Here is a 26003-nt window from a genome sequence, read left to right as displayed (position 1 = left end):
TGCGTCGCCACGCGATACGACAAGTTGCTCGTCAACTTCATGGGCTTCGTCAAACTCGCCGCAATCGCCATCTGGCTCAGATAGTTAAATCGTCACTACGGCCTAGTTATCCCTTATAATTCCCGCCTTGAGGGTGCCCGGAGCGAGTCGCAGGGGCCTTCCTGAGTCCTGCCACGCTCTTTTCCGGTGTTCCAGGTGCCACACGGCCCCTTTCAGCAAACCATCGTTCCGCCGTTGTCCTGCACCTGCGCCTTGAGCTTGTCCTTGACGGCACCATCCACCGGGCCGGGAACACCCGATTTGCATAGGTGAGCCCCAAGGCACGGAGCTTCTTCCTGACGGCTCCGCTTGCTGTCTGTGAGAGACGCGCGGCGATTGTTCACCTTGCCGGACGGAGCCGGCGGGAGGCTCTCCAACGCGGCGTGAAGGCCTTCCGCCTTCGCCTCGACCTTGAACAGGGACGCGCCCGCCGTGCGTTGCGCCGCGCTCACCAGCAAATCGGCAAGGTTCTCTCCGGCGCGCGTGCGGCTGGCGATTTCCTTCGGCACCGCAGGCAATCAGCAGATTAAGGCCATCACGGGGTATAAGACAGACAAGGAGGTGTCGCGCTACACTGCCGCTGCAGATCAGGTGCGTTTGGCGGAACAGGCGATGGCCGCAACCTATGGAATGGAGCAAGAATAGAAGGCTGTCTAACCGCTGGTGAAAGTTAGGCAAAACCCCATTTAACCAATTGAAAATAAAGAATATTCAAATGTGGCTGGCGGAGAGGGGGGGATTCGAACCCCCGATAGACTTGCGCCTATGCCGCATTTCGAGTGCGGTGCATTCGACCACTCTGCCACCTCTCCGCAGAGGTGCGAACGCCAGCGTCATGCTTGGCGATCGCCGTGAGTGGTTCGCGCGCTTCTAGCTGACGAGCGGCCGCCATTCAAGCATCTTCCTGTACTGGTCCCCGACCTTTCTCCCGCGACCCTTCTCGTCTTTGCTTTATCGACGAGGCGATGATACGCGCCGCCGTCGCGGTCCCGGCCCGATCCGAGGGCTGGCTTCCCGGCGCAGCTCGGGTCGGACCCGGCCGGGATGGGCGGAGGGGCCGGGGGTGGCGAAGGCGCTCGCGATCGCGGCGCGCCGGAGGGGGGGGGCTTGATGCAACAGATCGCATTCATTTTGCTGTGCCTCGTCATTGGTGTGCTGTTACGGGCATCGGGCCGGTTGCCGGAGGGCGCGCACCGGGTGCTGGGAGGCTGGGTCATCAACGTGGCCTTGCCGGCCACGGCGTTGAAGTCCGTTCATGGGCTTGCGCCGACGTGGGACTGGTGGCTGGCGGCCGCGACGCCATGGCTTGGGGTCGGGCTGGCGTTGGCGATGCTGGTGCCGGTGGGTCGGGCGCTGGGCTGGACGCGCGGGCGGATCGGGGCGGTGGTGCTGGTGGCGGGCTGGGGCAATACGTCCTTTGTCGGCTTGCCGATGATCGCGGCTTTCGCCGGCAGCCAATGGCTGGGGCTGGGCCTCGTCATCGACCTGTTCGGCTCCTATTTGGCCTTGTCCGTTCTGGGCATCGGCATCGCGGCGGTGGCCAGCGAGGGGCGGTTCGCGCCGCGCGCGGTGGCATGGCGCATCGCCACGTTTCCGCCGTTCATCGCCATCCTGGTCGCTTTTGCCACCAACGAACTGGCGCGGCCGGACTGGGTGACGCAGACGGTGAACGCCCTGGCCGACACTTTGACGCCCCTGGCGCTGGCGGCGGTGGGCTATGCGCTCCGGTTCGAGCGGCTGCGGGGGCATGTGGTACCGCTGGCGATCGGCCTTGGCCATCGCCTGGTCCTGGCGCCGTTCGCGCTATGGCTGCTTTACATGGCGCTGGGGCAGGCGGAAGGCGGGGTTGCCCGCATTGCGATCCTGGAAATGGCGATGCCGCCCATGCTGGGCGCATCCATCGTCGCCCTTGAGCACGATCTGGAACCCGAGCTGGTGGCGCAGATGATCGGCATCGGCGTGCCGGTGTCGATGCTGACGGCCTGGGCCTGGTGGTCGCTGATCGGGGCCTGAGCGGGCTCCGGCGGGCGCGTCGCGACGGGGGGGCACGCCTGGGCGCGCGCGGCCTATTGCGTTGGTCCGCGCGGCGCCCCCATCATGGGATGTTGCCGCGTTGCGGCTCAGGTTTCAGGTCCGGATGTTCGCGATGTCGCAGACGCCCCGCGCGGGGAAGGGGGATGAGAAGCGTGAGCTGATCGTGGATCAGCTGCGGCGGATCCTCTCCGACGAGATTGTCACCGGCGTGCTCGGGCCGGGGGTGAAGCTGGACGAGCAGGCGCTGGCGGATCGCTTCGAGGTGTCGCGCACGCCGGTGCGGGAGGTGCTCAGCCAGCTCTCGGTGCTCGGGCTGGTGGAGCGCCGGCCCCATCGCGGGGTGGTGGTCTTGCAGCAGTCCCAGGAGCGGTTGCTGCAATTGTTCGAGGTGATGGCGGAGCTGGAAGGCGCCTGCGCCCGCTTCGCCGCCGAGCGCATGTCGCCGGATGAAAGAGCGGTGCTGATCGCCCTGCATGGGGAGGCCGCGGCCCTGGTGGAGGCGGGGGACGCCGCTGGCTACGACGAGCTGAACAGTCGGTTTCATCAGCTCATCTATGACGGGACCCATAATCCCGCGCTGGTGGAGATCGCTCTGGACGCGCGGCGCCGCGTGTTCCACTTCCGCCGGGCACAGTTCCGCATCCCCGATCGGGTGCGCGCGTCCCATCAGGAGCATTGCCGGGTGGTGGACGCCATCTCCCTCGGGGATGGTGGTGCAGCCTATGCGGCCATGAAGGCGCACATTCTCACCGTGAAGGACGTCTCAGCGGCCATGGTGTCCCGGCGACCGTTCCGCGCCCTGTCGTGAAGGGACGATCTGCATAATCTGAGGGCAATTGGTGCGCAGATAGGCAGAGTCGCTAAGGGTGGGGACCTTGGAAGCCGGGGTGGCGGGATTCTCTGGGTATTAAAAATGGCATAAATATTGCTTTCTTAGATTGCATGTAATTTTGCATCCAATCCTGGCTTACCATGAAGGACGAGCCCCATGCAGCGCAGGGAGTTCCTGAAGTCCACGGTCGCCGTCGCCCTTGGGGCCGGGGTCATGCCTCTTGTGCGCATCCTGCCTGCGGCGGCGGCGCCCGCCGACACCATCGTGGTGGCCACCGGCGCCACCATCAATTCCCTGGACCTGCACCGGCAGGGCACCAATCGCGCCAGCTATCAGGTGGCGGTCAACGCCTATGACCGGCTGGTGAAGTTCGGTACCAAGACCTTGCCGGACGGCAGCCTGAGCTACGATTCCAGCGTCATCGAGCCTGATCTTGCCGAGAGCTGGACCGTGAGCGACGACGGCAAGACCCTCATCTTCAAGCTGCGGCCCAACGCGGTGTTCGCCGACGGCACGCCGGTGACGGCGCAGGACGTGAAGTGGTCCCTCGACCGGGCCGTGAGCCTCGGCGGCTTTCCCACCACCCAGATGAAGGCTGGGCTTCTGGAAAAGCCGGAGCAGTTCGAGGTGGTGGACGACAAGACCTTCAAGATCACCTTGCCCCGCGCATCGAAGCTCACCTTGCCGGATCTCGCGGTGCCGGTGCCCTTCATCATCAATTCCAAGGTGGCGAAGGCCCACGCTACCGCCGAAGACCCCTGGGCGGCGGAATATCTCCATCGCAACACCGCTGGATCGGGCGCGTTCGTGGTGGAGCGCTGGGAGCCCGGACAGCAGGTCATCTATGCCCGCAACGACAAGTGGACCTCGGGCAAGCTGCCTCAGGCCAGACGCGTCATCATGCGCGAAATTCCCTCCGCCGCCACCCGCCGGGCGCTGATCGAGCGCGGCGACGTGGACCTCGTGTTCAACATCCCGGACAAGGATGCCAAGGAGCTGGCCGCTTCCGGCAAGGCCAAGGTGGTGTCCACGCCCATCGAGAACTGCCTTTATGTGCTGGCGCTGAACGAGAATTTCGAACCGTTCAAGGACAAGCGCGTGCGCCAGGCGATCGCCTATGCGGTGCCGTACGAGGCCATCTTCAAGACCGCCGCCTATGGGGCCGGCGTGCCCATGTGGGGCGCGGACAAGCTGGAGGGCATCGCCTGGCCCCAGCCTTCGACCTATAAGCTGGACCTGGAGAAGGCGAAGGCGCTGCTGGCCGAGGCCGGATACAAGGACGGCTTCACGGTGCCGTTCTTCATCAATCTCGACCTCTCCGCCTGGATGGAGCCCACCGCGCTCCTGATTCAGGAGAGCCTCGCCAAGATCGGTATCAAGGCGCCCATCGAGAAGATCCCCGGCGCCAATTGGCGCACCGCCGCCTCGGTGGAAAAGCGGCTGCCGATGCACCTCGACGATTTCGGCGGGTGGCTGAACTATCCTGATTATTATTTCTTCTGGGCCTATATGCCGGGCACCATCTTCAACTCATCCAATTATGAGAATCCGGAAGTGGTGAAGCTGGTGAAGGAGACCCTCGACCTGCCGCTCACCGATCCCGCCTACGCGCCCAACATCAAGCGGCTGATCGATATCGTCTATGAGGACGTGCCGCGCATCCCCTTGTATCAGCCGGCCCTGTCCTCGGCCATGACGCCCAAGATCGGCGGCTATGAATACTGGTTCCACCGCCAGCCCGATGCCCGGCCCCTCACCAAGTCCTGATCGACAAGTCCTGATCGAATTCGGCCGGACCTGTTCGGGGTCCGGCCGCGTGTCACCGAAACAGGGAGCGTGGCGATGACCTCGTCGAGGACCGTGATCGTCCTGAAACGCTTTGCGCAGGCGATTCCCACGCTGTTCGGCGTGATCGTCGTTACCTTCCTTCTCACGCGGGCGCTGCCGGGCGATCCGGCCGCCTATTTCGCAGGTCCCGCCGCGACCCCCGAATCCATCGCCCAGGTGCGCGCGGCGCTCGGTCTCGACCAGCCGCTGCCGGCCCAGTTTGCGCGCTATCTGCAAGACCTCGCCACCGGAAACCTTGGGCAGTCCATCTCCACCGGCCAGACGGTGCTGTCGGACATCCTCACCCGGTTGCCGGCATCGCTGGAGCTGACGCTGTCGGCGCTGCTTCTGTCGCTTGCCATCGCCATGCCGCTTGGCATCCTGGCGGCGACGCGGCAGAACACGATGGTGGATCACGTGTGCCGCGCGGTGGTGACGGCGGGCGTGTCGTTGCCGGTGTTCTTCACCGGGCTCGCCCTGGTCTATGTGTTCTACTACCAGCTCGGGGTTGCGCCCGCGCCCATCGGGCGGCTCGACTTTGCTTATATCTCGCCGTCGCCGGTCACCGGCTTCTTCGTCATCGACGCGCTCCTCGCCGGTGACGGGGAGACGGCGAGCGCCGCCCTCGGCCAATTGGTGCTGCCGGCGGTGACGCTGGCCATCTTCACGCTGGCGCCCCTCGCCCGCATGACGCGGGCCGCCATGCTGCAGGTGCTGGCCAGTGATTTCATCCGCACCGCGCGGGCGGCGGGGCTGTCGCGGCGCAAGATCCTGCTCGGCTCCGCGCTGCGCAACGCGCTGCTGCCGGTCGTCACCACCTTCGGCATGGTGTTCTCGTTCGCGCTCGGCGCCAATGTGCTGGTGGAGAAGGTGTTCGCTTGGCCGGGCATCGGCTCCTATGCGGTCGAGGCGCTGGTGGTCTCCGATTATGCCGCCGTGCAGGGGTTCGTGCTGGTCATGGCGATCTTGTTCGTCGTCATCAACCTTCTGATCGATCTGTCCTACACGCTGATCGATCCACGCGTCGGCTTCGACGGATGAGTGCCATGGACCAAGCGAAAGACCTGATGCCGATGGCTGTTCCCGCCCTCGCGCCCGCGCCCGGCGGCCTGTTGCGGCACATGCTTTATGTGCTGCGGGCGAACCCGATGACCCTCCTGGCGTTCGTCCTTCTGGCCTTGTTCCTGGTCGCGGCGGTGCTGGGGCCGCTGGTGGTGCCCCACAATCCGCTTGCCACCGACGCCGCCAGCGCCTTGATGCCACCCTCGCTCCAGCATTGGTTCGGCACCGATGACCTGGGACGCGATGTTTTCTCCCGCGTGGTGGTTGCGACCCGGCTTGACCTTGTGATTTCCGTCGCGGCGGTGGCGCTGTCGTTCGCGGGGGGCGCGGTTCTGGGCTCCCTCGCCGGCTTCTACGGCGGCTGGACTGATCGCATCGTCTCCCGCGTGCTCGACACCGTCATGGCGTTTCCGTTGTTCGTGCTCGCCATGGGCATCGTGGCGGCGCTGGGCAATTCGGTGGGCAACATCGTGCTTGCCACCGCCATCGTGAACCTGCCCTTCTATGCCCGCTTGAGCCGCACCGAGGTGAACATCCGCCGCGAGGCCGGCTTCGTGCAGGCGGCGCGCCTCAGCGGCCATTCGGACCTGTCCATCCTCGCCACCCAGATCTTCCCCAACGCCCTGCCGCCCATGATGGTGCAGATCTCGCTCAATCTCGGCTGGGCGATCCTCAATGCGGCGGGCCTGTCCTTCATCGGCCTGGGCGTGCGCCCGCCGACCCCGGAGTGGGGCATCATGGTGGCGGAGGGGGCGCGCTTCATCGTCTCCGGCGAGTGGTGGCTGGCCCTGTTTCCGGGCGCGGCGCTGATGCTCGCGGTCTTCACCTTCAACATGCTGGGCGACGGGTTGCGCGACATCGTCGACCCGCGCGCCCGCAGTTGAGGAGGATGCCATGACCGCCGTTTCTCCGACCGTTGTTTCCCCAACCGGCTTCTCCCCCGCCGCCTTCGTGGACGTGCGCGACCTCAGCGTGGACTTCAAGACCCGCAACGGCACCGTTCATGCGGTGCGCCATGTCAGCTTCACCCTGGAGAAGGGGCGGACCCTCGGCATCGTGGGCGAATCGGGGTCCGGCAAGTCGGTCACCTCCTATGCGCTCATGCGCATCCTGGATGCGGCCGGGGTGATCGCCGGCGGCGGCATCGGCTTCGACGGCATGGATATCGCGGCCGCCTCCGAGCGCACCATGCGCGATATCCGGGGCCGGGAGATTTCCATGATCTTCCAGAACCCCCGCGCCGCCCTCGACCCCATCCGCAAGGTCGGCCACCAGATTGAGGATGTGCTGCGCCAGCATGTGCAGGCCGACCGCTCCAATGCCTATGAGAAGGCGATCGAGGCGTTGACGGCGGTGCGGATCAACAATCCGCGGGAACGCTACCATGCCTATCCGTTCGAGCTGTCGGGCGGCATGTGCCAGCGCATCGTGATCGCCCTGGCGCTCGCCTGTCGGCCGCAGCTGCTGATCGCCGACGAGCCCACCACCGGGCTCGACGTGACCACCCAGAAGGCGGTGATGGACCTGGTGGCCGAGCTGACGCGGGCGCGCGGCATGGCCATGATCCTCATCACCCACGACCTGGGGCTGGCGGCGACCTATTGCGACCATCTGATCGTGATGAAAAGCGGCGAGGTGGTGGAATCCGCGCCCGCCCTGGAGCTGTTCCGCAATCCGCGGCACGCCTATACGAAGAAGCTGCTCAAGGCGACGCCCCACGGCTGCGCCAGCGTGCGCGACCTGCTGCCCGAGGATGAAGCCCCGCGTGCCCCCGCCGCCCCGCTCGCGGTGGCGAAGGATCGCACGCCGCTGCTCGTGGTCGACAGGCTGGTGAAGGAATATCCGTTGAAGTCGGCGCGCTCGGGCGTGTTCCGCGCGGTGGACGGCATCTCCTTCACGGTGGGGCGGGGCGAGAGCGTCGGGCTGGTGGGGGAGTCGGGCTGCGGCAAGTCCACCACCTCGGCCATCATCATGCGCCTGCTGGACCCAACCTCCGGCACCATCCGCTTCGATGGGGTGGATGTGGGGGCCACCCCCGCCGCCAAATTCGCCCGCTCACCCCTGCGCGGGCGGCTGCAGATGGTGTTCCAGGACGCCACCGACAGCCTCAATCCCCGCTTCACCGCCCGCCGCGCCATCGCCGATCCGCTGTTGCGCCTGGGCGCGGGCGGGGAGGGCGGGCCGATGCCCAAGGCGGAGATCGGGGCGCGGGTGGAGGAGCTGGCGGCGCTGTGCGGGCTGCCGGCCCATCTGCTCGACCGTTTCCCCCATCAGCTCTCCGGTGGGCAGAAGGCGCGCGTGGGCATCGCCCGCGCCATCGCGGTCTCGCCCGACCTCTTGGTCTTGGACGAGCCGACGGCCGCGCTCGATGTGTCGGTGCAGGCGGTGGTGCTGAACCTGCTGGTGGACCTGAAGGACAAGCTCGGCATGAGCTATCTGTTCGTGTCCCACGATCTTGCGGTGGTGAAGCTTCTGTGCGCACGGGTGATTGTGATGAAGGGCGGGCGGATCGTGGAGGAGGGCGCCTGCGATCAGGTGCTGGGCGCGCCGCGGCACGATTATACCCGCTCCCTTATCGCCGCCATTCCCCACCCGCCGCTCTGACGGTGGGCGCTCCGCGCCTTGCCCGTCGGCCCTGGTTTCCGGCCGATGCCGGATGGGTCGCCGCAGGCGCCGCGCGGGCTTGAGCGAAGACCGGCGGGCGCGGGGCGCGCCCGCCTTCGGTCGTCACAGGGGCGCGGTGGCGCGGATGAGCCAGGCGAGGTCGTCGCCGGCCAGAAGCGGCGACAGCGCGTTGCGCACCAGGCGGTGATAGGCGTCGATGGCGCCGCGCTCGGCCACGGTGATGAGGCTGAGGTCGATCAGCTTGCGGTCGTAGGGCACCAGGGTCAGCGTGGTGAAGCCGAGGCAGGGCTTCTCCGCGCCCGGCACGGAACGCGGCTCCACCAGCACCAGATTTTCGATGCGGATGCCATAGGCCCCGGTCTTGTAATAGCCGGGCTCGTTGGACAGGATCATGCCCGCTTCGAGCGGTACATGGCCGAGCTGGGAGATGCGCGCCGGCCCCTCGTGCACGGACAGGCCGGCACCGACGCCGTGGCCGGTGCCGTGATCGAAATCGAGCCCCGCCGCCCATAGGAACTGTCGCGCGAAGGGGTCGAGCTGAGCCCCGGTGATCCCCTTCGGGAACACGGCGTGGGTGAGCGCGAGGTGGCCCTTCAGCACCAGCGTGTAGCGGGTCCGCATCTCCTCGGAAGGCATGCCCACGGCGAGGGTTCGCGTCACGTCCGTGGTGCCGTCGGGATATTGGGCGCCGGAATCGAGCAGGAACAGCTCGTGGGGATGGATGGTGCGGTTGGTGGCCCGCGTCACCCGATAGTGCACGATGGCGCCATTTTCGCCCGCGCCCGCGATGGTGGGGAAAGAAATGTCGGACAATTCGCCGGTGTCGCGGCGGAACGTCTCCAGCGCTTCCACGGCGTCGATTTCGGTGAGGGTGCCCGACGCCGCCTCAAATTCGAACCAGGCGAGAAAGCGCGTCAGCGCCACGGCGTCGCGCACATGGGCCTCGCGCATGCCGGCGATCTCCGCCGGGTTCTTGCGGGCCTTGAGCAGACCGATGGGGTCCGCCCCCTTGTTCACGGTCCCGCCGGCCCCTTCGATGATCTGGGCGAGGTGCACCGGCGCGGTGGCCTGATCCACCCGCAGGGCGCGCCCCGTCGCGAGCGCGGCGAGGGTCGCTTCCAGGTCGGCGGTGGTATGAATGTGCGCGTGGGCGCCGAGTACCTCGCGGACCGGGTGCGAGAGCTTGGCATGCTCCACGAACAGGTGCGGTAGGCCGCTCGTGGGCACGATGCACCAGGCGAGCGGCAATGGCGTGTGATCCACGTCGGCGCCGCGGATATTGAACAGCCACGCGGTGCCGTGGGGATCGGAGATGAGCGCGCCGTCGAGCTTCTGCTCGGCAAGGCTTTCCTGCACCCGCCGCAGCTTGGAGGGCGTGTCCTCGCCGGCAATGGCGAGGTCGAGCAGGCGGACCGCGGCCCGCGGCGGTTCCGGCCGGTCGCGCCAGATGGCATCGAAGGGGTCTTCGGGAACCGGCACCAGGATGCCGCCCGCCGCCGCCACCGCCTTGGCGAAGCGCTCGCGTCCATCGAGGGTGGTGCGCCAGGGATCGAAGCCGAGGGTCGCGCCCTTGGGGAGATGGGTTTCCAGCCACTGTTCCGGCTTGAGCTGCGCCAGCGGCACCACCGTGAAGGCGCCAGTGTCCACCTGCGCCGGGGCCTGCAAGGTGTAGCGACCGTCCACGAACAGAGCGGCTTTGTCCTTGAGCACCACCAGGAGGCCGGCGGAGCCGGTGAAGCCGCAGAGCCAGGCGAGGCGCTCCTCGCGCGGCGGCACATATTCGTTCTGGTGGGCGTCGGCCCGCGGCACGATGTAACCGTCGAGCCCGCGCCGGGTCAGTTCGGCCCGAAGATCCGCCAGCCGGGCAGGACCTTCGGCCCCATCGGCGAGGTCGTCGAAGCTCTGGAATATGGCTTTGAAATGGCGAGGGTTTTGATGATGAAGGGTCATGGGGACGTGAGGATCTGCAAAGGGGACCAAAGGCCGGTCCCCTAGCCTACGAGTCTCTCCGCCGCGCCGCAACGCCGGGGCCACCCTCGCGCCCCGCTTAAAGCCCCTGTCTGCGGGCGAGCAGCGCCACCGCGACCGCGGGTGCGCAATCCGCCGCCGCGCCGGCTAGCGTGTCGTTGGCCGCCAACAGGCGGCCGGCATCAAGATACCAGCGTTGCGTGCGCGCGGCGAGCTTGGCGGCCAGGAAGCGGCCGACCCCGGCGCCCACCAGTGGCACCGCCGGCGGCAGGCGATGCGCGCTGATCACCAGGGCAAGGGCGCTGTGAAGGCGCTGCACCTGCACTTCCGAGGCGTAGGCCGCCAGGGCTTCCGCCTCTTCGAGGCTGCATGGGCCGAGATCGCGTCCCACCATGCGCAGCAGGCGGCGGGCGCTGGCCTCGCGGGTCTTGGCGCCGCCATCGGCGGCGGGGTGCAGGTCGGCCCGCTCCGGCAATTCACCGGTCAGCCGGTGCACATCCGCCATGTTGGCGAAATATTCCATCATCAGCGGCACATGAATGCCGCGGAAGGGCAGGGTGGGGCCGAACGCCATGGCGGGGGTGCGCGCCACGCCCGAATAGAGCAGCTCGCCCGCGACCATGCGCTGCGAATCGGTATAGCCGCGCGAGCGGACTTGTTCGTCGGCAAAATAAAGGATGTCGCTGGTGGTGGAGCCGATATCCACCAGCACCCCGGCCGGCAGCCGCAGGGCGAGCGCGGCGGCGGTCGCGTGCCAGTTGGCGGAGGCGATGCTCTCCGCATTGGCGCGGGCACCCTGCCGGGGCACGAACCCCTGGGGGCCCGCATAGAAGAGGGTATCCTCGCCGAGCCGCGCGGCGAGCGCGTCGGCGAGGCCCACCACGCCGGTGATGCGGTCCGGCCACAGGTCGGTCAGTTCGCCGGTCATGGTGACCACCGAGGGCGCGTCGGGGGCGGGCGGCAGGGCGGCGAGGGCGGCATCCAGCCGGTCGAGGCCGAGCCACAGGGCGCACGGCGCCATGTCCACCTTGAGCAGGCGGCCGGAGGCGTCCAGCACCGCCCGCTTCAGGTGGGCGCCGCCCACATCCCAACCGAGGAGCAGATCGGCGGCGCTCATCGCAGCACAACCTCCACCGGGCTCGCCGCCGGCAGATGCGGCATGGCGGGCAGGCGGCCGTCGCGGATGAATTCGGGAAGGAAGGCCGCCGGATTGATCGCCAACGCCTGATGGAGCCCGGCATAGGAGGTGGTGATGCGCGGGTTCACCTCCACCACCACCGGACCGGCCGGGGTGAGGATGATGTCGATGCCGATGATGCCCGACAGGCCGGGGATGGCGGCCACCACCGCCGGCACCAGCCGCGCGAGCCGTTCGTCTTCGCCGAGCGCGCCCACCGTGAGGCCGGACAGGCTGAGCATGCCGTCGGTCTCCGTCAGATGCTGGCGGTTGACGGTCAGCAGCGTCACGCCGTCCGGCCGCACCAGCACCGTAAGGCTGGCCGGGGTGCCCTCAACGAACGGCTGGATGATGAGATCGGGATCGCGCGGCGCCGCGTCCGGGCTGGCCCAGCGGCGGGTGTTCTCGCAGCCGGCGCCGTCGTCGGGCTTGGTCACCACCGGCCCGGTAAGCTCCGGCGGCGGGGCGGCGGCGCGGAAGGTCGGCACATGGGGCAGGGCCATGGCGGCGAGGCGCTGCGCGGTCAAAAACTTGCTGGAGCAGATCTCCACCGCCGCCAGATCGCAGGCCACCACATGCGCGCACTGCGCCCGCATCAGGCGAATGAGGCGCGCGATGAGGCCGTGGGTTTCCGGCGCGATCGGCCACACCACGTCGGCCTGTGCCGCAAGTCCGGCCCAGATGGCCCAGGGATCGTCGTTCGCACCCACCGGAACGGAGGAGGCCTGCGGGGCTGGCAGCCGGTCGTCATGGGCGAGCAGCAGGCCGCCGACGCCGGGCAGCGCCTCGATGTCGGCGATCAGCGCGTCGCGCATGCGCGTGCCCTCCGGCACCAGGGTCTCAGGTAGGTCCTGGCCGCGGAGCCCCCCGGCGGTGACGAACTCGCAGATGAAGACACGCATGACGCTTCCTTCAGGCCGGCACCTTCCGTGCGGCGCACAAATGGGCCGCCAGAGGTTCCGCCATATTCCGCCCGGTCGCATCGTACAAGCCACGCCATGCGGGCATGGAGTTCACTTCGAGCACAAGAAGGCGGTCGTCGGCGCCGGAAATGATGTCCACACCGGCATAATCCGCCCCGACTGCGGCCGCCGCGCGCACGGCAAGATCGGCGAGAATGCCTTCCGCCGCCACCGGCACCCCGGTGGCGCCCTGGTGGATGTTGGTGATCCAGGAGGTGCCACGCCGCGCCATGGCCGCCACCGCGACCCCGCCCACCACGAACACCCGGAAGTCCTCATGCAGGATGTCGCCCGGATCGTCCGCCCCGGTTGTCTCGTGGGGGGCGCGGACGAAATCCTGGAGATAGTAAACGCTGCCGACCTCTTCCGCCGCCGGTAGCGCCGTGCCACGGGGCAGGCGGGCGAGCCCGCGCCCCTGGGCGCCGAACATGGGCTTCAGCACGCTGTCGCCGGGCGCGGAATCGACCAGCATTTGCGCGTCGGTCCGGTCCTCCAGCACCAAAGTGCGCGGGGTCGGCAGTCCGGCATGGGCGAGCAGGAAGGTGGTGGCGCTCTTGTCCACGCAGCGCTCGATGGCGCGGGCATCATTCATCACCGGCACGCCCAGTTCGCGCAGGGCATGGAGCACGCTGAGGCGCAGCGTCACCTGTTCCAGCGTTCCGTTGGGCACCGAGCGCACGAAGCAGGCGGCCGGAAGATCGTCACCAAAGCCGGGCAACAGCAGGCCGTGGGCGGTTCCGCCCACGGCAAAGCCACACGCGCGCAGCGACACCACCTGCGCGGTGCGGCCCTGGGCGGCGATGGCGGCAAGGAGGGAGCGGGTGTGCCAATCCACCCGTTCGGCGAAGATGAGAAGGTCGGACACGCAGGCTGCCTCAGGCTCCGAACGAACGGGCGATCAGCACCGGGTCGAACCCGCCGGCGGTGAAGCTCACGCCATGCTCCACGGCGGTTACGGTCACGCGGGCGGGGGAGAACAGGAGCGGGTCCACCTTGTAGAAATCGCAGCCGTAGCCGCCGAACACCTCGGCAAATGGCCGGCCGTAGTCGCGGGAGGCGGAGGAGGGCAGGCGCTTGGCGAGGTCCTGCGCCGCCTCGGCGGTGCCGCGGACATAGAGCTGGACGTCGCCGCCGTAGAGCACCGCGTCGTTGGTGCGGCCCATGGCGGTGAGGAAATCCGGGGAGGGCGGGGCGACCGGCGCGCTGCCGATGCCGTCGATGATGTGCTCCAGCGGAAAATGAACGGCGTGCGCCTTGTGCAGCGCCACCTCCAGCACGCGGGCGACGATCTGCACCGTGCCAGCGAGCGACGAGGTGGGGGTGAGGATCAGCGTGATGCGCTCCGGCGCCACGTTGGAACGGGTCGCGATCTCCGCCACCACCGCCTCGGGGGGAACCACGGAGGTTTCCAGCACCAGGGTGGTATCGGCGCTCTCCTCGCGGAAGCCGAGCTCGCCATAGAGCTCCTCCACCGCCGCCACCGCGCGGCCGGGCCCCGAGCCTAGGGCGAAGAAATCGCCGGCGGCAAGGCTCCAGCCCGCATATTGGCTGCCGAGGCAGGCGAGCACCGGATCGGTGGTGGAGACGCTCACCAGCGTGCCCCAGGGCGAAAAGCGGGTGCTGGGCACCAGCGTCACGGTCCCGAGGCCGCCGAGGCAGATTTCCGCGACGCGACGTCCCGCTTCCAGGCCGCCCGGCACCGCGACGCCCGCGTCCACGATGCGGCAGCCGAGGGGGCCGGTTGAAACCGCGACGCGCAGGGCATCGGCCTGGCCGACCAGGGCATCCACCAGCGGTCGCACGCCGGCTGAGAGGCTGGGCCGGCGCGGGCCGGCGGCAAGGGGAGCGGAGGTGGGAGCGGAGGTGGGAGCGGAAGCCTCGGTGGTCATGAGCGTACCCATTCAAAAGCGTAGCCGGCGCTCGGGGACGGGACAGCCCGCCTGCGTAACGCAGCTCGAAGATGTGTCGCCGGGGCGTGGCGCCTGGGCGCCGCCGCCTGACGGAAAAGGAGTGTGGCCGCGGGGCGGGATGCCGGATGGCGGCCGGTTGCTCGCGCTGCGGCGGAGGCCGGGCGCGCGGCCGAAGCACGCAAGCGACCGGCCACGCGTTCAGGCCTTCAGCGTGCGGGCGAGGGTGAACACCATCTTGAGATCGACGAACATCGGCGTGGTGGTAACGCGCATCTGCTTCAGGATCTCGTGCTGCACTGCATATTTGAGGTTGCCGATGGCGAGCGCGCCGATGCCGACCCCGTGGGGCAGCTCGGCGGCGGCGTCATGGGCCCCGATGCCGGCGATGCCGGCGGGCGGCACCGCGTTCACGTCGGCGGCGACCAGGAGCTGTTCGGCCGCCTGGAGGTGGGCGGGGGTGAGGATCTCCACGCCGGCCTTGCCGGTGGCGAGAATCACCTCTGCTTCCGGGACCAGCTTTGCCTTTTCCGCGTCGGTGACGGCGGCGGCGCAGCCGAGATCCACGCCGAACCGGCGCCGGAAATCAGCGGCCTTGACCTCCACCATCTCGATCTCGCGATGGCTGACCAGGGTGACCTTGGCCCCTGCCTCGGCCGCGATCACGGCGGCGATGGAGCCCACCACGCCGGTGGCGCCATAGATCTGCACCTTGGCGCCGACCAGGCCGTCCGGCCGCACCTTCAACAGCGCCTGCTCCACCTTGGCGATCATGGCGGCGGCGGTGGTGAAGGAGCCGGCGGGGTCGGGGAAGATGGAGATTTCGAACGGCGGGAAGATGGCCGCCTTGGCCTCCGCCGCCATGTCGAGGGCAAGGGCCGCGTCCTTGCCACCGATGAACAGGCCGGTGCGGGGCGCCGCCTGGGGTGGGCGCGAGAACATCATGTCCTGGGTCAGGTCCCGCACCTCGTCCAGCGTGACGCGGGAATAGGGGGTGATGACCGTATAGCCCGCGTCCACCGCCATATTCACGTCGAACGGGCTCGCGTGGTGGAGGGGGGTCAGGATGTGCAGGATGGGGGCGGATTCCGCCATGGCACAGCTCCGTGCAGAGGGAAACATAAGCGGGTGGCCGCGCCTGTGACCGATGAATGGGATTCCACCGGCCGCGACGCCGCGGTTGTTTCCCCGCACGCGATCAAGACGGTTAGACTTTTGACTGAACGCAGGGCGTTGCGCAAGGGGTCTTTATGGGGCGCGTTCTCTACCTGCGCGCCCCGGATTTTTGCTGCTATGCGAAAAGCAAGGCGGCCGCTCAGAAGGTCGCCTTGACGCCCGCATAGGCGGAGAGCGGCTGGCCGGGGGTCTGCATCTGCGGATTGCTCAGGCCGAGGTAGCCGGTGTCGAAATAGGTGCCGTAGGTGGCGTAGGATTCGTTGAAGAGATTGTTGACGAGTCCGAAGATCTGGACGTTCGCCGTCACCTGGTAGGTGGTGCGGATGTTGGCGACCCAATAGCCTGGCAGCTTGGCATTCTGGTTTGCCTCGTCGCCCACATAGTATTGGCTCGATGCCGCGATGATGTCGCCGCCGACCATCCACTTCGGGGTGACCATGTAGTCGGCCCCCACCTTCAGGGTCTGCGCCGGTATGCCTGGCATGTTGTCGCCAGGGGTCACGTAGACTTCTCCGTCGACGGCCACGGGATTGTTGGGCGAGGCAAGCCAGCCGGAAAACTGGAAGGTGGCGTCGATGTAGGCGTAGTTGGCATAGAGCTTCCACGGTCCGTTGACGTATTGGAAGCCGGCCTCGAAGCCCTCGCGGCGGGTCGAGGGGACGTTGGTGTAATAGCCGTAGCCGGTCTGCTCGCTGGCGAGGGAGATAATGTCCTGATCGCTGTCCACGCGGTAGATGCCGAGCTTCCAGTTGATGTCGCCGTCGAACAGCTTGCCGGTGCCGCGCAGGCCCGCCTCATAGGTGTGGGACACGACCTGCTCCAGGGGCGGGTCGGCCACCAGGGAGTTCTCCAGGAGGCACGGGCGGTTGGGGTCGGCGCAGTTGAGTTCGAGCGGGGTCGGGGCGCGGTTCGATTCCGAATAGCCGGCATAGGCGGTGGCGTTCGGCGTGATCTTGTAGGTCAGGCCGATCAAAGGGTTGATGCGTGTGAAGGTGTAGTCGCCGTTGAGCTGCGGGGCGACCCCGGAGGCGTCCGACGTGCTGATCTGCGCCACGTTGAGCCGGGCGCCCATGGTGAGGGTGGCGCGATCGGTCAGGTCGAAGGCGTCGGTGGCGTAGAGGCCGTAATAGGTGGTGGTCGCGTCCAGGTTCACCGGCGTATAGAAGACCTGATAGCCGTCCGCCAGCGTGTAGTTCGGTAGGTTGGAAATATAGGTGCCGGTACCGATCACCTGGAGCGAGGGCAACTCGGTGATTCCAAGCTCGGTGCTCGACTTGAAATTGACGGTGGAGTAATCGAGGCTGCCGCCGACCACGAAATAATTGTCGTGGCCGAGCAGCTTGTCCGTGCTCACCGCCTGCACCGAGCCGCCGGTGGTGGTGGTGTCGGTCCAGGTGCGGTTGATGACGCCGTAGAGATAGCCATCCGCCAGCTCGCCGAAGGGCACGGTGTTGCCGTTCTGATCGTAAAGCACCATCTGGCCGCGGAACTTGGCGTATTGCGGGTTGGTGGCGGGGGTGCCGCCGCCGGGCGGGCCGTTGAAGTCCCCGGCATCGAGGCACATCTTGGTGTCGCCGACGCCCGGGTTCCAGGTGTTGGAGCACTCGTCGAGCTCGGCGTCGTTGCCGTCCACGTGGGATTGCTTGAACCGGCGCACATAGACATTGCCCTGGAGCTGCCAGGTGTCGGTCAGGTCGTAGCGGCCGTTGAGGGCCAACATGCCCATGTCGTTGTTGGTGGTCTGCGGCCAAGTGTAGACCGAGGAATTGTCCACCGCGAGCATCTGCACCGGCGTCGGGCCCACCACGCCCAGGGCATTGCTGGCGCCGCTGGCGATCAAGTGCACCTCGGCCTTGTCGCCCTTCCAGCCCAGGTCGGCATAGATGCGGGCCAGCTCCGAGGAGGACTGCTTGCGCCAGCCGTCATCGCGCACCGCATCCAACGCGATATAGACGCCGAAGCCGTCCTTTTCGCCGCCATATTGCAGCGAGCCGCCGATCTGGCCGAACGAGCCGCCTTGAATGGAGCCCTCGAAGCCGTGATAGGTGAAGCCGTTCTTCATCTGGATCGAGACGGCGCCGCCCAGGGCGTTGAGGCCGAACACGGGATTGTTGGAGAATACGTCCGCCTGATTGATGGCGACCTCGGGAATGAGGTCCCAGTTCACCGTGTCGCCGAACGCCTCGTTCACGCGGATGCCGTTCTGATAGACGGCGATGCCCTGCGGCGTGCCCTGGAGCGGGGAGGCGGCGAAGCCCCGGAACCGGAAGTCCTGGAAGAAGGCGTTGCCCTGCACGTCCGTGGTGTTGGCGCTCGGCGTGTACTGGAACAGGGCGTCGGTGGTGGAGAAGGAGAACAGCCGGCTGAATTGATCCGAGGAGATCACCGTCACGGCCCCGGGCACCTTGTCGGCGTCGATGCCGGTGCCCGACAGGGGGCTGGTGTCCACCACGTTCACGGCGGGCAGCTCGGTGGTGCCGTCGCGCGTTGTCGGCGCCGTCTGCGCGAAGGCCGGACCCGCGCTCAGCAACGCCGCCGGAAGCAGCGCTCCCGAAAGGCCGAGCGCCACCGCGATCGCGTGCCAGGATGTTTCCCCCTTCATCTTCGAGCGCTCCCCCATGAAGCCGTGTGTGCAGCCTTGACGCCCGTTTCACCGCTGCGGTGTGGGCCTTGTGTTCCGTGCGCTGCCTCCGGTTGGCGCGGCGACGGGATTTTCTTGGAATGGAAACATAAGGAAACAAAAGTTCCCGTCAATCTTTGGCATTCCTAAGAACGCTTGGAAAATCCTGAGAAGATGAGGCAGGCAGCGCCATGGATCATGGCTCCGGTGGCCGTGGGGCCGTGAATAGAGCTTTTCTGTCGGGCTGCAAAGTCATTTCCCTTGGGGAGTGACCAGTCGACAGTAGACAGGTGTCGGAAAACTCTTCAGACTGGATCTTAGAAAATAATCCGCCATCGGCATTCGGGCGGGACAAGACTGAAATGGGGAGGCCCATGCTCACGCGCCGCAGCCTGCTGGCGGTCACGGGCGGCGCCGCGCTCGCGGCCCTGTCGTCGCGCGGGGCGGGCGCGCTGGCGCCGCCGGTCATCCGCCTCAGCATTCTTCAGTTCGGTTCGGCGGCATGGGAGCTTGCGGCCATGAGCGCGCTGGGCCGCGTCGGCGCCGGTGGCTTCGCCCTGGAGCTGAGGCGGGCCGCCAATAACGACGCCGGCCGCCTCGCCTTCCTCGCCGGCGCGGTGGACGGGGTGGTCAGCGACCTGCTGTGGGCAGCCCGGCTGAAGGTGGAGGGGCGCGATCTCGTCTATCTGCCGTTCTCTTGCGGCGAGGGCGCGGTGGTGGTGCCCGCTGGCTCGCGCCTGCGGCGGCTTGAGGACCTTGCCGGCGCGCGCCTGGGCGTGGCCGGCGGGCCGCTCGACAAGAGCTGGCTGCTGCTCCAGGCCCATGCGCGCAAAGCGGCCGGGATCGATCTGGCGCAAGCGGCGAAGGTCGCCTTCGGGGCGCCGCCCCTGCTGGCGGCGAAACTGGAGCAGGGGGAACTCGACGCGGCATTGCTGTATTGGACCTTCGCCGCTCGCGTGGAGGCCAAGGGCTTCACCCGGCTCATCGCTATGGACGATGTGGTGGCGGGGTTCGGCATCGCCCCGCCGCCGGCCCTGGTGGGCTATGTGTTCGAGGGTGCCTTCGCCCGCCGTCAGTCGGAGACGTTGGCCGCCTTTGCCAAGGCCGCGGCGTCCACGCGGGCCGCTCTGGCTGGAAGCGGAGCCGAGGCGGAAGCGGGGTGGGCGGCCGCGCGGCCGGTGATGCAGGCCCCCGATGACGCGACCTTCGCGGCGCTGCGGCGCGGCTTCATCGCCGGTATCCCCCAGCGGCCGCCGGAAGCTGAGCGGGCGGCGGCGGCCCGACTGCTCGAGCTGTTGGCGGCGGAAGGCGGGGCCACCCTGCTCGGTCCCCTGCGGACCCTGCCGGAGGGACTTTATTGGGCGGGGGCCCGCGGATTGTGACGCGGGAGCTGTGGTCGCGCCTCGCGGTGAAGGCGCTGTCCCTCGCCACCCTTGGGCTGGCCTGGCAGGTGGTGGCCATGGTCGCGCACAGCCCGGCGCTGCCGCCGCCGGGCGCGGTGTTCGCCTTCATGGCGCACGAGGCGGTGGGAGGCGAGCTGCTGGCCAATCTCGGGGCGACGCTGGCGCGGGTGGCGGTCGCCTTCGCGCTGGCGATGCTGGTGGGGTGCGCCCTGGGCATCGCCTTCGGTCGGCGCGCCGCCCTCGACCGGGCGTTCGACCCGTGGCTGGTGCTGCTGCTGAATACGCCGGCGCTGGTGGTGACCGTGCTGTGCTACATCTGGCTGGGGCTGACGGAGACGGCCGCGGTGTTGGCGGTGGCGCTCAACAAGATTCCCAATGTCACCGTCCTGCTGCGCGAGGGCGCCCGCGCCTTGTCGCCCGAGCTCGACGAGATGGCGGCGGCCTATCGCCTGTCGTTCGTGGATCGCCTGCGCCATGTGGTGCTGCCGCAGCTTGAGCCCTATGTGGCGGGCGCGGCCCGCTCCGGCCTCGCCTTGGTGTGGAAGATCGTGCTGGTGGTGGAGCTGCTCGGGCGGCCGAATGGGGTGGGCTATGCCATTTCCGTCTATTTCCAATTGTTCGACGTCACGGCCGTCCTCGGCTACTCGCTCGCCTTCATGGTCGTGATGCTGGCGGTGGAATATCTTGTGCTGCAACCGTTTGAAGCCCATGCTCGCCGCTGGCGCCCCACCGCTCGTTGAAGCGCACATCGCGGTCAAGCGCCACCCGCGGCCGGACGGCACGGCGGTGGAGGTGGTGCGCGCGCTCGATCTGCGCCTCGGGCGGGGCGAGTTCGTCTGCCTCATCGGCCCCTCGGGCTGCGGCAAGACCACCACCCTGCGCATCCTGACCGGCCTCGACCGCGATTTCGAGGGCTGGGTCCGGCCCGATCCGGCGGGCCTCGCCATCGGCCTCGTCTTTCAGGAGCCGCGCCTGCTGCCGTGGCGCACGGTGGAGGAGAACATCCGCCTCACCCTGCCGAAGGCCGCGCGGCGGCAGGATCTCGCGCCGCTGCTCGCGGCGTTCGGCCTTGCCGCGCATGGGGCGAGCTATCCTCACGCCCTGTCCCTGGGGCTGGCGCGGCGGGTGGCCCTGGCGCGGGCGGTGGCGGGGCGGCCCGCGTTGCTGGTCCTGGACGAGCCGTTCGTGTCCCTGGACGCGCGCGCCGCGGCCGAGCTGCGGCGGCATGTGCGGCGGGCGGCGGAGGATAGCGGCGGCGCCGTGCTCATGGTCACGCACGACGTGCGCGAGGCCCTCGCCCTGGCCGATCGGCTGGTGCTCCTGGGCGAGCACCCCGCCCGTGTCATCGGCGAGATGATGCCCGAAGCCCCGCGCGAAGCCCGCACGCCGGATTGGGTCGAGCGCCAGCGCGCCAGCCTCGCCGCCCGCTATCCCATGCTCCAGGACACATGACGCGGAAGGGCCGCACCGCCCGTGAGATTGGGGCTGGTGCCGCCCCGCTGCATGACGGAGCATGGCGGATGCGACCGCGGACCGCGTGCCCGTCCAGAGCGGGATAAACGCGAGATAAGCCGCGGCGAGAGGACGGGAGGAGTCCATGGCGGGTGAAGTGCGGCGTGTTGCCGCAGGTATAATGGTCCTTCTCATGGGGACGTGGGCCCATGCTGCGGAGCAGCAGGCGCCGGAGCCTCCGCTTCCGGTGGTGGAGGTGGCTCCCGGCGTCTATGTGCATCAGGCGCCTTACGCGCTGGCGCTGCCGCGCAATCTGGGCTTTGTCGGCAATGCTGGTTTCATCATCGGCCGCGACGCGGTGGCCGTGGTGGACACCGGCGGCTCGCTGAAGGCGGGCGAGGCGCTCAAGGCGGCGGTGCAGGCCCGCACGGACCGGCCGGTCCGCTACGTCATCAATACCCACATGCACCCCGATCATGTGCTTGGCGACGCCGCCTTCGCGGGGCCGGGCGTAACCTTCATCGGCCATCACAACCTTCCGGAAGCGCTGGCGGCTCGGTCGCAGAGCTATCTGGAGGCCACGCGGCGCCTGGTGGGGGAAGCGGGGGCGGCAGGCACCCGCGTGGTGCTGCCGGACGTGACCGTGGCCGACCGCCTCACCATCGACCTCGGTGCCCGGCCGCTGCTGCTCGAAGCCTGGCCCACGGCCCACACGGCCACCGATCTGACGGTGCTCGACGAGACCTCGGGCACCTGGTTCCTGGGCGACCTGCTGTTCCTCGGCCATGTGCCGGCGCTCGATGGCAAGGCACTCGGCTGGATCGGCTTGCTCGATGAGCTGAAGCGCCGGCCCGTGGCACGGGTGGTGCCGGGCCACGGGCCGGCATCGCAGCCCTGGCCGCAGGCGGCCGAACCCACCGAACGCTATCTGAAGCGGCTGGTGGCTGATGTGCGGCGGCTGGTGCGCGACGGCGGTACCATGAGCGATGCCGCGCGGGAGGCGGGCCGCGCGGAGGCACCCGACTGGGCCTTGTTCAATGATTTCAACGCCCGCAACGCCACCAGCGCCTATCACGAGCTGGAATGGGAGTGAGGCTCGGGCCTTCGGGGTCCGGCTCCGGGGCGCGGTCACCGCGGTGCGCGGCGGCCTGCCGCTGGGGTGCTCAGTCCGATCCTGTTGCGCTGCGGCGAGGAAAAGAAGTTTATTTCGCAGATGCAATATAGAAGCGGCCTATCGCTCCACAATTGGTGTATTGCGTCCGGGAGGAACTTTGCTTACGTTCCTCACAGCTTCGGCTTCAACGGTACCGCGCGGGGAACGCGGTACTGATTCGCAGGCCTGCGGGACACCTGGTGACCGCAAGGCTTCAGGGCATCACGCCGGTCGTGACACGCTGCCGAAGTAGATGGAGTCCCCCAAAGGCGAAAACAACGCTCAGTGCGTTTCCCGTTCCACTTGTCGTGGCTGCGGGCGCGCATCCATCGGAGGAAGCCCAGATGAGACGAGCTTTTATGGTGACCGCCGTGGCGGCGTGCAGCGCTTTTTCCGGCGCGCCGGCCATGGCCAACGACAGCGTTTTGAAGCTGACCCAGGATCCGAACCAGTGGGTGCTTCAGACCGGTGACTATGCCAACACCCGTCATTCCAAGCTGAAGCAGATCAATGCCGACAACGTCGGCAAGCTGCAGGCGTCTTGGACCTTTTCCACCGGCGTGCTGCGCGGCCACGAGGGCTCGCCGCTGGTGGTGGGCGACACGATGTACGTGCACACGCCCTTCCCGAACATCGTCTATGCCCTCGACCTGAACAACGAGGGCCGGATCCTCTGGAAGTACGAGCCGAAGCAGGATCCGAACGTGATCCCGGTGATGTGCTGCGACACCGTCAATCGCGGCCTCGCCTATGCGGATGGAAAGGTGTTCCTGCACCAGGCCGACACCAAGGTGGTGGCCCTCGACGCCAAGAGCGGCAAGGTGCTGTGGTCGGTCGTGAACGGCGATCCGAAGAAGGGCGAGACCAATACCGCGACCGTGATGCCGGTGGGCGACAAGGTTCTGGTGGGCATCTCGGGTGGCGAATTCGGCGTGCGCTGCCACATGACCGCGTATGACATGAACAGCGGCAAGCAGGTCTGGCGCGCCTATTCCATCGGCCCGGACAGCGACATCCTGTTCGACCCGGAGAAGACCACCGCGCTCGGCAAGCCGGTCGGCAAGGATTCGTCCCTGAAGACCTGGCAGGGCGATCAGTGGAAGATCGGCGGCGGCTGCACCTGGGGTTGGTATTCCTACGACCCCGAGACGAAGACCGTCTATTACGGCTCCGGCAATCCTTCGACCTGGAACCCGGCCCAGCGCCCCGGCGACAACAAGTGGTCCATGACCATTTTCGCCCGTGACGCCGACACCGGCATGGCCAAGTGGGCCTACCAGATGACGCCCCACGACCAGTGGGACTATGACGGCGTCAACGAGATGATCCTGGTGGACCAGGAGGTCGACGGCAAGAAGCGGCCGCTCCTCGTTCATTTCGATCGCAACGGCTTCGGTTACACCCTCGACCGCAAGACGGGCGAGCTGCTGGTGGCGGAGAAGTATGATCCGGCGGTGAACTGGGCCACCAAGGTCGACATGGACAAGAGCAGCCCGACCTATGGTCGTCCGCTGGTCGTGAGCAAGTATTCCACCGAAGCCGGTGGCGAGGATACCAACACCACCGGTATCTGCCCGGCGGCGCTCGGCTCCAAGGATCAGCAGCCGGCCTCCTTCTCGCCGGAAACCGGCCTGTTCTATGTGCCCACCAACCATGTGTGCATGGATTACGAGCCGTTCCATGTGAGCTACACGCCCGGTCAGCCCTATGTGGGCGCGACCCTGTCCATGTTCCCGGCACCCAACAGCCATGGCGGCATGGGCAATTTCATCGCCTGGGACGCCCGCAAGGGGAAGATCGTGTGGTCCAACCCCGAGCAGTTCTCGGTGTGGTCCGGCGCCCTGTCCACCGACGGCGGCATCGTCTTCTACGGTACGCTTGAGGGCTATCTGAAGGCGGTGGACGCCAAGACGGGCAAGGAACTCTACAAGTTCAAGACCCCGTCGGGCATCATCGGCAACGTGATGACCTACACCCACAAGGGCAAGCAGTATGTGGGCGTGCTCTCGGGTGTCGGCGGCTGGGCCGGCATCGGCCTCGCGGCCGGGCTCCAGGATCCCAATGCCGGCCTTGGCGCGGTGGGTGGTTATGCCGCCCTCAGCAGCTACACCGCTCTCGGAGGTCAGCTGACGGTGTTCGCCCTGCCGAATTGATACGGCAGGCAGCCTGAAGCATTGGCCCGACGCCGGCACGGCTCCCTCCCGTGCCGGCGTCCATCGAGATCCTCAAGGGTGCAGGCTTTTGTGAAGCTCCATCCCGCGGCGTGCTGCGCCGCGAACGAGGGCCTGCATCTTGTCCCTGTCTTCGTGCTTGGAGAGAGCGTGTGTTTTCCTCTGCCCTTATGAAGCGCGCTGGCGCCTTCGCCTTTGCCGCGGCACTGCTGCCGCTGACCGCCGCGCTCGCGCCGTCGTCGTTCGCCGCCGAAACCGAGACCCTCAGCAAGCAGGGTGATCCGACCCCGGTGAAGGATGAAGACGGCAAGTATTTTGATGCTTCGGGTGCGCCCACCTACAAGATTCAGCCCGATGGCGAGGTGGATTGGTTCACCTATTCCGGTTACCGGCGTTATCACGCGGAGTGCCACGTCTGCCACGGCCCGGACGGCATGGGCTCGACCTACGCGCCGGCCCTCATCGATTCGCTGAAGACGCTGGACTTCGACCACTTCCAGGAAGTGGTGGTGGGCGGACGGCAAAACGTGGGAGGTGGCAATGAAAAGGTCATGCCGTCCTTTGGACTCAACAAGAACGTCATGTGCTACCTCGACGATATCTACGTCTATCTGCGGGCGCGCTCCGATGGCGCCCTTGGCCGCGCGCGTCCCGCCAAGCGCGAGGACAAGACCCCTGCAACCACCGCGGCCGAAAAAGCCTGCCTCGGCGAGTGAGGGCTTCACGCATCTGATCGCCTCTTTGGCGACGGCGGGGCTCGCGGCTATCCTGCTGCTGAGCTCCACCGGCGCCCATGGGCAGACCATTCCGAGCTCGGTGTCGGCGGATGCCCTGAGGGTGTGCGCCGATCCTGCCAACATGCCTTTCACCAACCGCAAGGGGGAGGGCTTCGAAAACCGTATCGCCGAGATCGTCGCCGACGAGCTCAAGGTTCCCGTGCGCTATTATTACATGCCGCAGGGGCCGGGCTTCGTGCGCAACAGTCTCGGCAAGCGCCTGTGCGACGTGGTGATCGGCTACGCCGCGGGCGCCGATCCGGTGCTCCATACCAATCCCTATTACCAGTCGGTCTATGTGCTGGTGGTGAAGGCGGGAGGCCCCCTCGACGGCGTGGAAACCCTGTCCGATCCGCGTCTCAAGGGTGCGCGGCTCGGTCTGGTGGCGGGCACGCCGCCCGCCGACCACCTGTTGAACCTTTCGCTGCTCGACACGGCGCGGACCTATTCGCTGCTGGTGGACCGGCGCTTCGATTCGCCGCCGGAAGAGATGCTGGCGGACCTCGCGAAAGGCGACCTCGACGGGGCGCTGCTGTGGGGGCCGAGCGCCGGCTATTTCGCCAAGCACGCCAATGCGCCCTTGAAGGTGGTGCCGCTGGTGCACGAGGCGGAGCGGCCGGCGCTGTCCTACCGCATCACCATGGGCGTGCGGCCCACCGATCATGAGTGGAAGCAGACCCTGAACCAGGTGCTGCGCAAGCGCGCCGATGACATCAATGCGGTGCTGCTCGACTATGGCGTTCCGCTGCTGGACGATGACGACCAGCTCATCACCGCGGCGGTGCCGGCAAGCGGGAGCAAGACGCCGTGAGCGCATCC

The 26003-nt window shown here is 67.6% G+C and carries 21 protein-coding genes, 1 tRNA gene and 1 pseudogene; 15 read left to right on the top strand and 8 right to left on the bottom strand.

Going from position 1 to position 26003, the window contains the following annotated elements:
* Positions 1-84 (top strand): annotated as a pseudogene (locus tag HUW53_RS14175) (IS5/IS1182 family transposase); the annotation flags it as partial.
* A gap of 387 nt (positions 85-471) precedes the next feature.
* A complete protein-coding gene (locus HUW53_RS14170) occupies positions 472-684 on the top strand; it encodes a hypothetical protein (RefSeq protein WP_237346410.1) in 213 nt (70 codons plus the stop codon).
* A gap of 77 nt (positions 685-761) precedes the next feature.
* On the opposite strand, the gene HUW53_RS14165 is transcribed toward HUW53_RS14170, so the two are convergent.
* Positions 762-851: transfer RNA gene (locus HUW53_RS14165), tRNA-Ser, on the bottom strand.
* A 298-nt stretch (positions 852-1149) separates the two neighbouring features.
* Here HUW53_RS14165 and HUW53_RS14160 point away from each other — a divergent pair.
* The 6 genes from HUW53_RS14160 to HUW53_RS14135 all read left to right on the top strand — a co-directional run bounded on the left by HUW53_RS14160 (position 1150) and on the right by HUW53_RS14135 (position 8398).
* Positions 1150-2052: an AEC family transporter gene (locus HUW53_RS14160; protein WP_237346409.1), complete on the top strand. Its 903-nt coding sequence runs from the start codon at positions 1150-1152 to the stop codon at positions 2050-2052.
* A gap of 133 nt (positions 2053-2185) precedes the next feature.
* Complete coding sequence (locus HUW53_RS14155; RefSeq protein WP_237346408.1) at positions 2186-2881, top strand: GntR family transcriptional regulator; 696 nt, start codon at positions 2186-2188, stop codon at positions 2879-2881.
* 180 nt (positions 2882-3061) lie between these two features.
* Positions 3062-4672, top strand: coding sequence for an ABC transporter substrate-binding protein (locus HUW53_RS14150; RefSeq protein WP_237346407.1), 1611 nt, complete (start codon positions 3062-3064; stop codon positions 4670-4672).
* A gap of 75 nt (positions 4673-4747) precedes the next feature.
* On the top strand, positions 4748-5773 hold the full coding sequence (locus HUW53_RS14145; RefSeq protein WP_237346406.1) for an ABC transporter permease: 1026 nt from the start codon (positions 4748-4750) through the stop codon (positions 5771-5773).
* Positions 5774-5799: 26 nt separating this feature from the next.
* The gene (locus HUW53_RS14140; RefSeq protein WP_237346420.1) at positions 5800-6678 is read left to right on the top strand and encodes an ABC transporter permease; all 879 of its coding nucleotides are present in this window, start codon (positions 5800-5802) and stop codon (positions 6676-6678) included.
* A 10-nt stretch (positions 6679-6688) separates the two neighbouring features.
* Positions 6689-8398 carry a dipeptide ABC transporter ATP-binding protein gene (locus HUW53_RS14135; protein WP_237346405.1) on the top strand — a complete coding sequence of 570 codons (1710 nt, stop codon included), beginning with the start codon at positions 6689-6691 and terminating at the stop codon, positions 8396-8398.
* Positions 8399-8521: 123 nt separating this feature from the next.
* Here HUW53_RS14135 and HUW53_RS14130 read toward each other — a convergent pair whose 3' ends face one another.
* The 7 genes from HUW53_RS14130 to HUW53_RS14100 all read right to left on the bottom strand — a co-directional run bounded on the left by HUW53_RS14130 (position 8522) and on the right by HUW53_RS14100 (position 18211).
* A complete protein-coding gene (locus HUW53_RS14130; RefSeq protein ID WP_237346404.1) occupies positions 8522-10369 on the bottom strand; it encodes an aminopeptidase P family protein in 1848 nt (615 codons plus the stop codon).
* A gap of 97 nt (positions 10370-10466) precedes the next feature.
* Positions 10467-11504, bottom strand: coding sequence for a hydantoinase/oxoprolinase family protein (locus HUW53_RS14125; RefSeq protein WP_237346403.1), 1038 nt, complete (start codon positions 11502-11504; stop codon positions 10467-10469).
* Positions 11501-12466 carry an ATP-grasp domain-containing protein gene (locus tag HUW53_RS14120; protein WP_237346402.1) on the bottom strand — a complete coding sequence of 322 codons (966 nt, stop codon included), beginning with the start codon at positions 12464-12466 and terminating at the stop codon, positions 11501-11503. The genes HUW53_RS14125 and HUW53_RS14120 overlap by 4 nt, the downstream gene beginning before the upstream one ends.
* A 10-nt stretch (positions 12467-12476) precedes the next feature.
* A complete protein-coding gene (locus tag HUW53_RS14115) occupies positions 12477-13391 on the bottom strand; it encodes a RimK family alpha-L-glutamate ligase (protein ID WP_237346401.1) in 915 nt (304 codons plus the stop codon).
* A 10-nt stretch (positions 13392-13401) separates the two neighbouring features.
* On the bottom strand, positions 13402-14415 hold the full coding sequence (mch, locus tag HUW53_RS14110) for a methenyltetrahydromethanopterin cyclohydrolase (protein WP_237346400.1): 1014 nt from the start codon (positions 14413-14415) through the stop codon (positions 13402-13404).
* Positions 14416-14634: 219 nt separating this feature from the next.
* Positions 14635-15528 carry an NAD(P)-dependent methylenetetrahydromethanopterin dehydrogenase gene (locus HUW53_RS14105; RefSeq protein WP_237346399.1) on the bottom strand — a complete coding sequence of 298 codons (894 nt, stop codon included), beginning with the start codon at positions 15526-15528 and terminating at the stop codon, positions 14635-14637.
* A 220-nt stretch (positions 15529-15748) separates the two neighbouring features.
* Positions 15749-18211: a TonB-dependent receptor gene (locus HUW53_RS14100; protein WP_237346398.1), complete on the bottom strand. Its 2463-nt coding sequence runs from the start codon at positions 18209-18211 to the stop codon at positions 15749-15751.
* Between the two features lie 392 nt (positions 18212-18603).
* Here HUW53_RS14100 and HUW53_RS14095 point away from each other — a divergent pair, with 392 nt between their 5' ends.
* The 7 genes from HUW53_RS14095 (at position 18604) to HUW53_RS14065 (ending at position 25995) form a co-directional block, all read left to right on the top strand.
* Positions 18604-19611 carry an ABC transporter substrate-binding protein gene (locus HUW53_RS14095; protein ID WP_237346397.1) on the top strand — a complete coding sequence of 336 codons (1008 nt, stop codon included), beginning with the start codon at positions 18604-18606 and terminating at the stop codon, positions 19609-19611.
* Between the two features lie 77 nt (positions 19612-19688).
* Entirely contained in the window at positions 19689-20372 is a 684-nt protein-coding gene (locus HUW53_RS14090; RefSeq protein WP_237346419.1) for an ABC transporter permease, read from the top strand.
* Positions 20341-21084 (top strand): ABC transporter ATP-binding protein, encoded by a 744-nt coding sequence (locus HUW53_RS14085; protein WP_237346396.1) that lies wholly within the window; start codon positions 20341-20343, stop codon positions 21082-21084. The genes HUW53_RS14090 and HUW53_RS14085 overlap by 32 nt, the downstream gene beginning before the upstream one ends.
* Positions 21085-21277: 193 nt before the next feature.
* Positions 21278-22177 carry a quinoprotein relay system zinc metallohydrolase 2 gene (locus HUW53_RS14080; RefSeq protein WP_237346395.1) on the top strand — a complete coding sequence of 300 codons (900 nt, stop codon included), beginning with the start codon at positions 21278-21280 and terminating at the stop codon, positions 22175-22177.
* A gap of 404 nt (positions 22178-22581) precedes the next feature.
* Complete coding sequence (gene xoxF5, locus HUW53_RS14075; RefSeq protein WP_336885716.1) at positions 22582-24390, top strand: lanthanide-dependent methanol dehydrogenase XoxF5; 1809 nt, start codon at positions 22582-22584, stop codon at positions 24388-24390.
* 188 nt (positions 24391-24578) lie between these two features.
* Entirely contained in the window at positions 24579-25124 is a 546-nt protein-coding gene (locus HUW53_RS14070; protein WP_237346417.1) for a c-type cytochrome, methanol metabolism-related, read from the top strand.
* 25 nt (positions 25125-25149) lie between these two features.
* Positions 25150-25995: a substrate-binding domain-containing protein gene (locus HUW53_RS14065; RefSeq protein ID WP_307500272.1), complete on the top strand. Its 846-nt coding sequence runs from the start codon at positions 25150-25152 to the stop codon at positions 25993-25995.
* Positions 25996-26003 lie beyond the last annotated feature (8 nt).

The organism is Xanthobacter agilis, from assembly GCF_021730435.1.
GTDB classification, from domain to species: domain Bacteria; phylum Pseudomonadota; class Alphaproteobacteria; order Rhizobiales; family Xanthobacteraceae; genus Xanthobacter; species Xanthobacter agilis.
The sequence above is the reverse complement of the archived record's forward strand: the minus strand, read 5'-3'. Positions and strand labels throughout refer to the sequence as shown.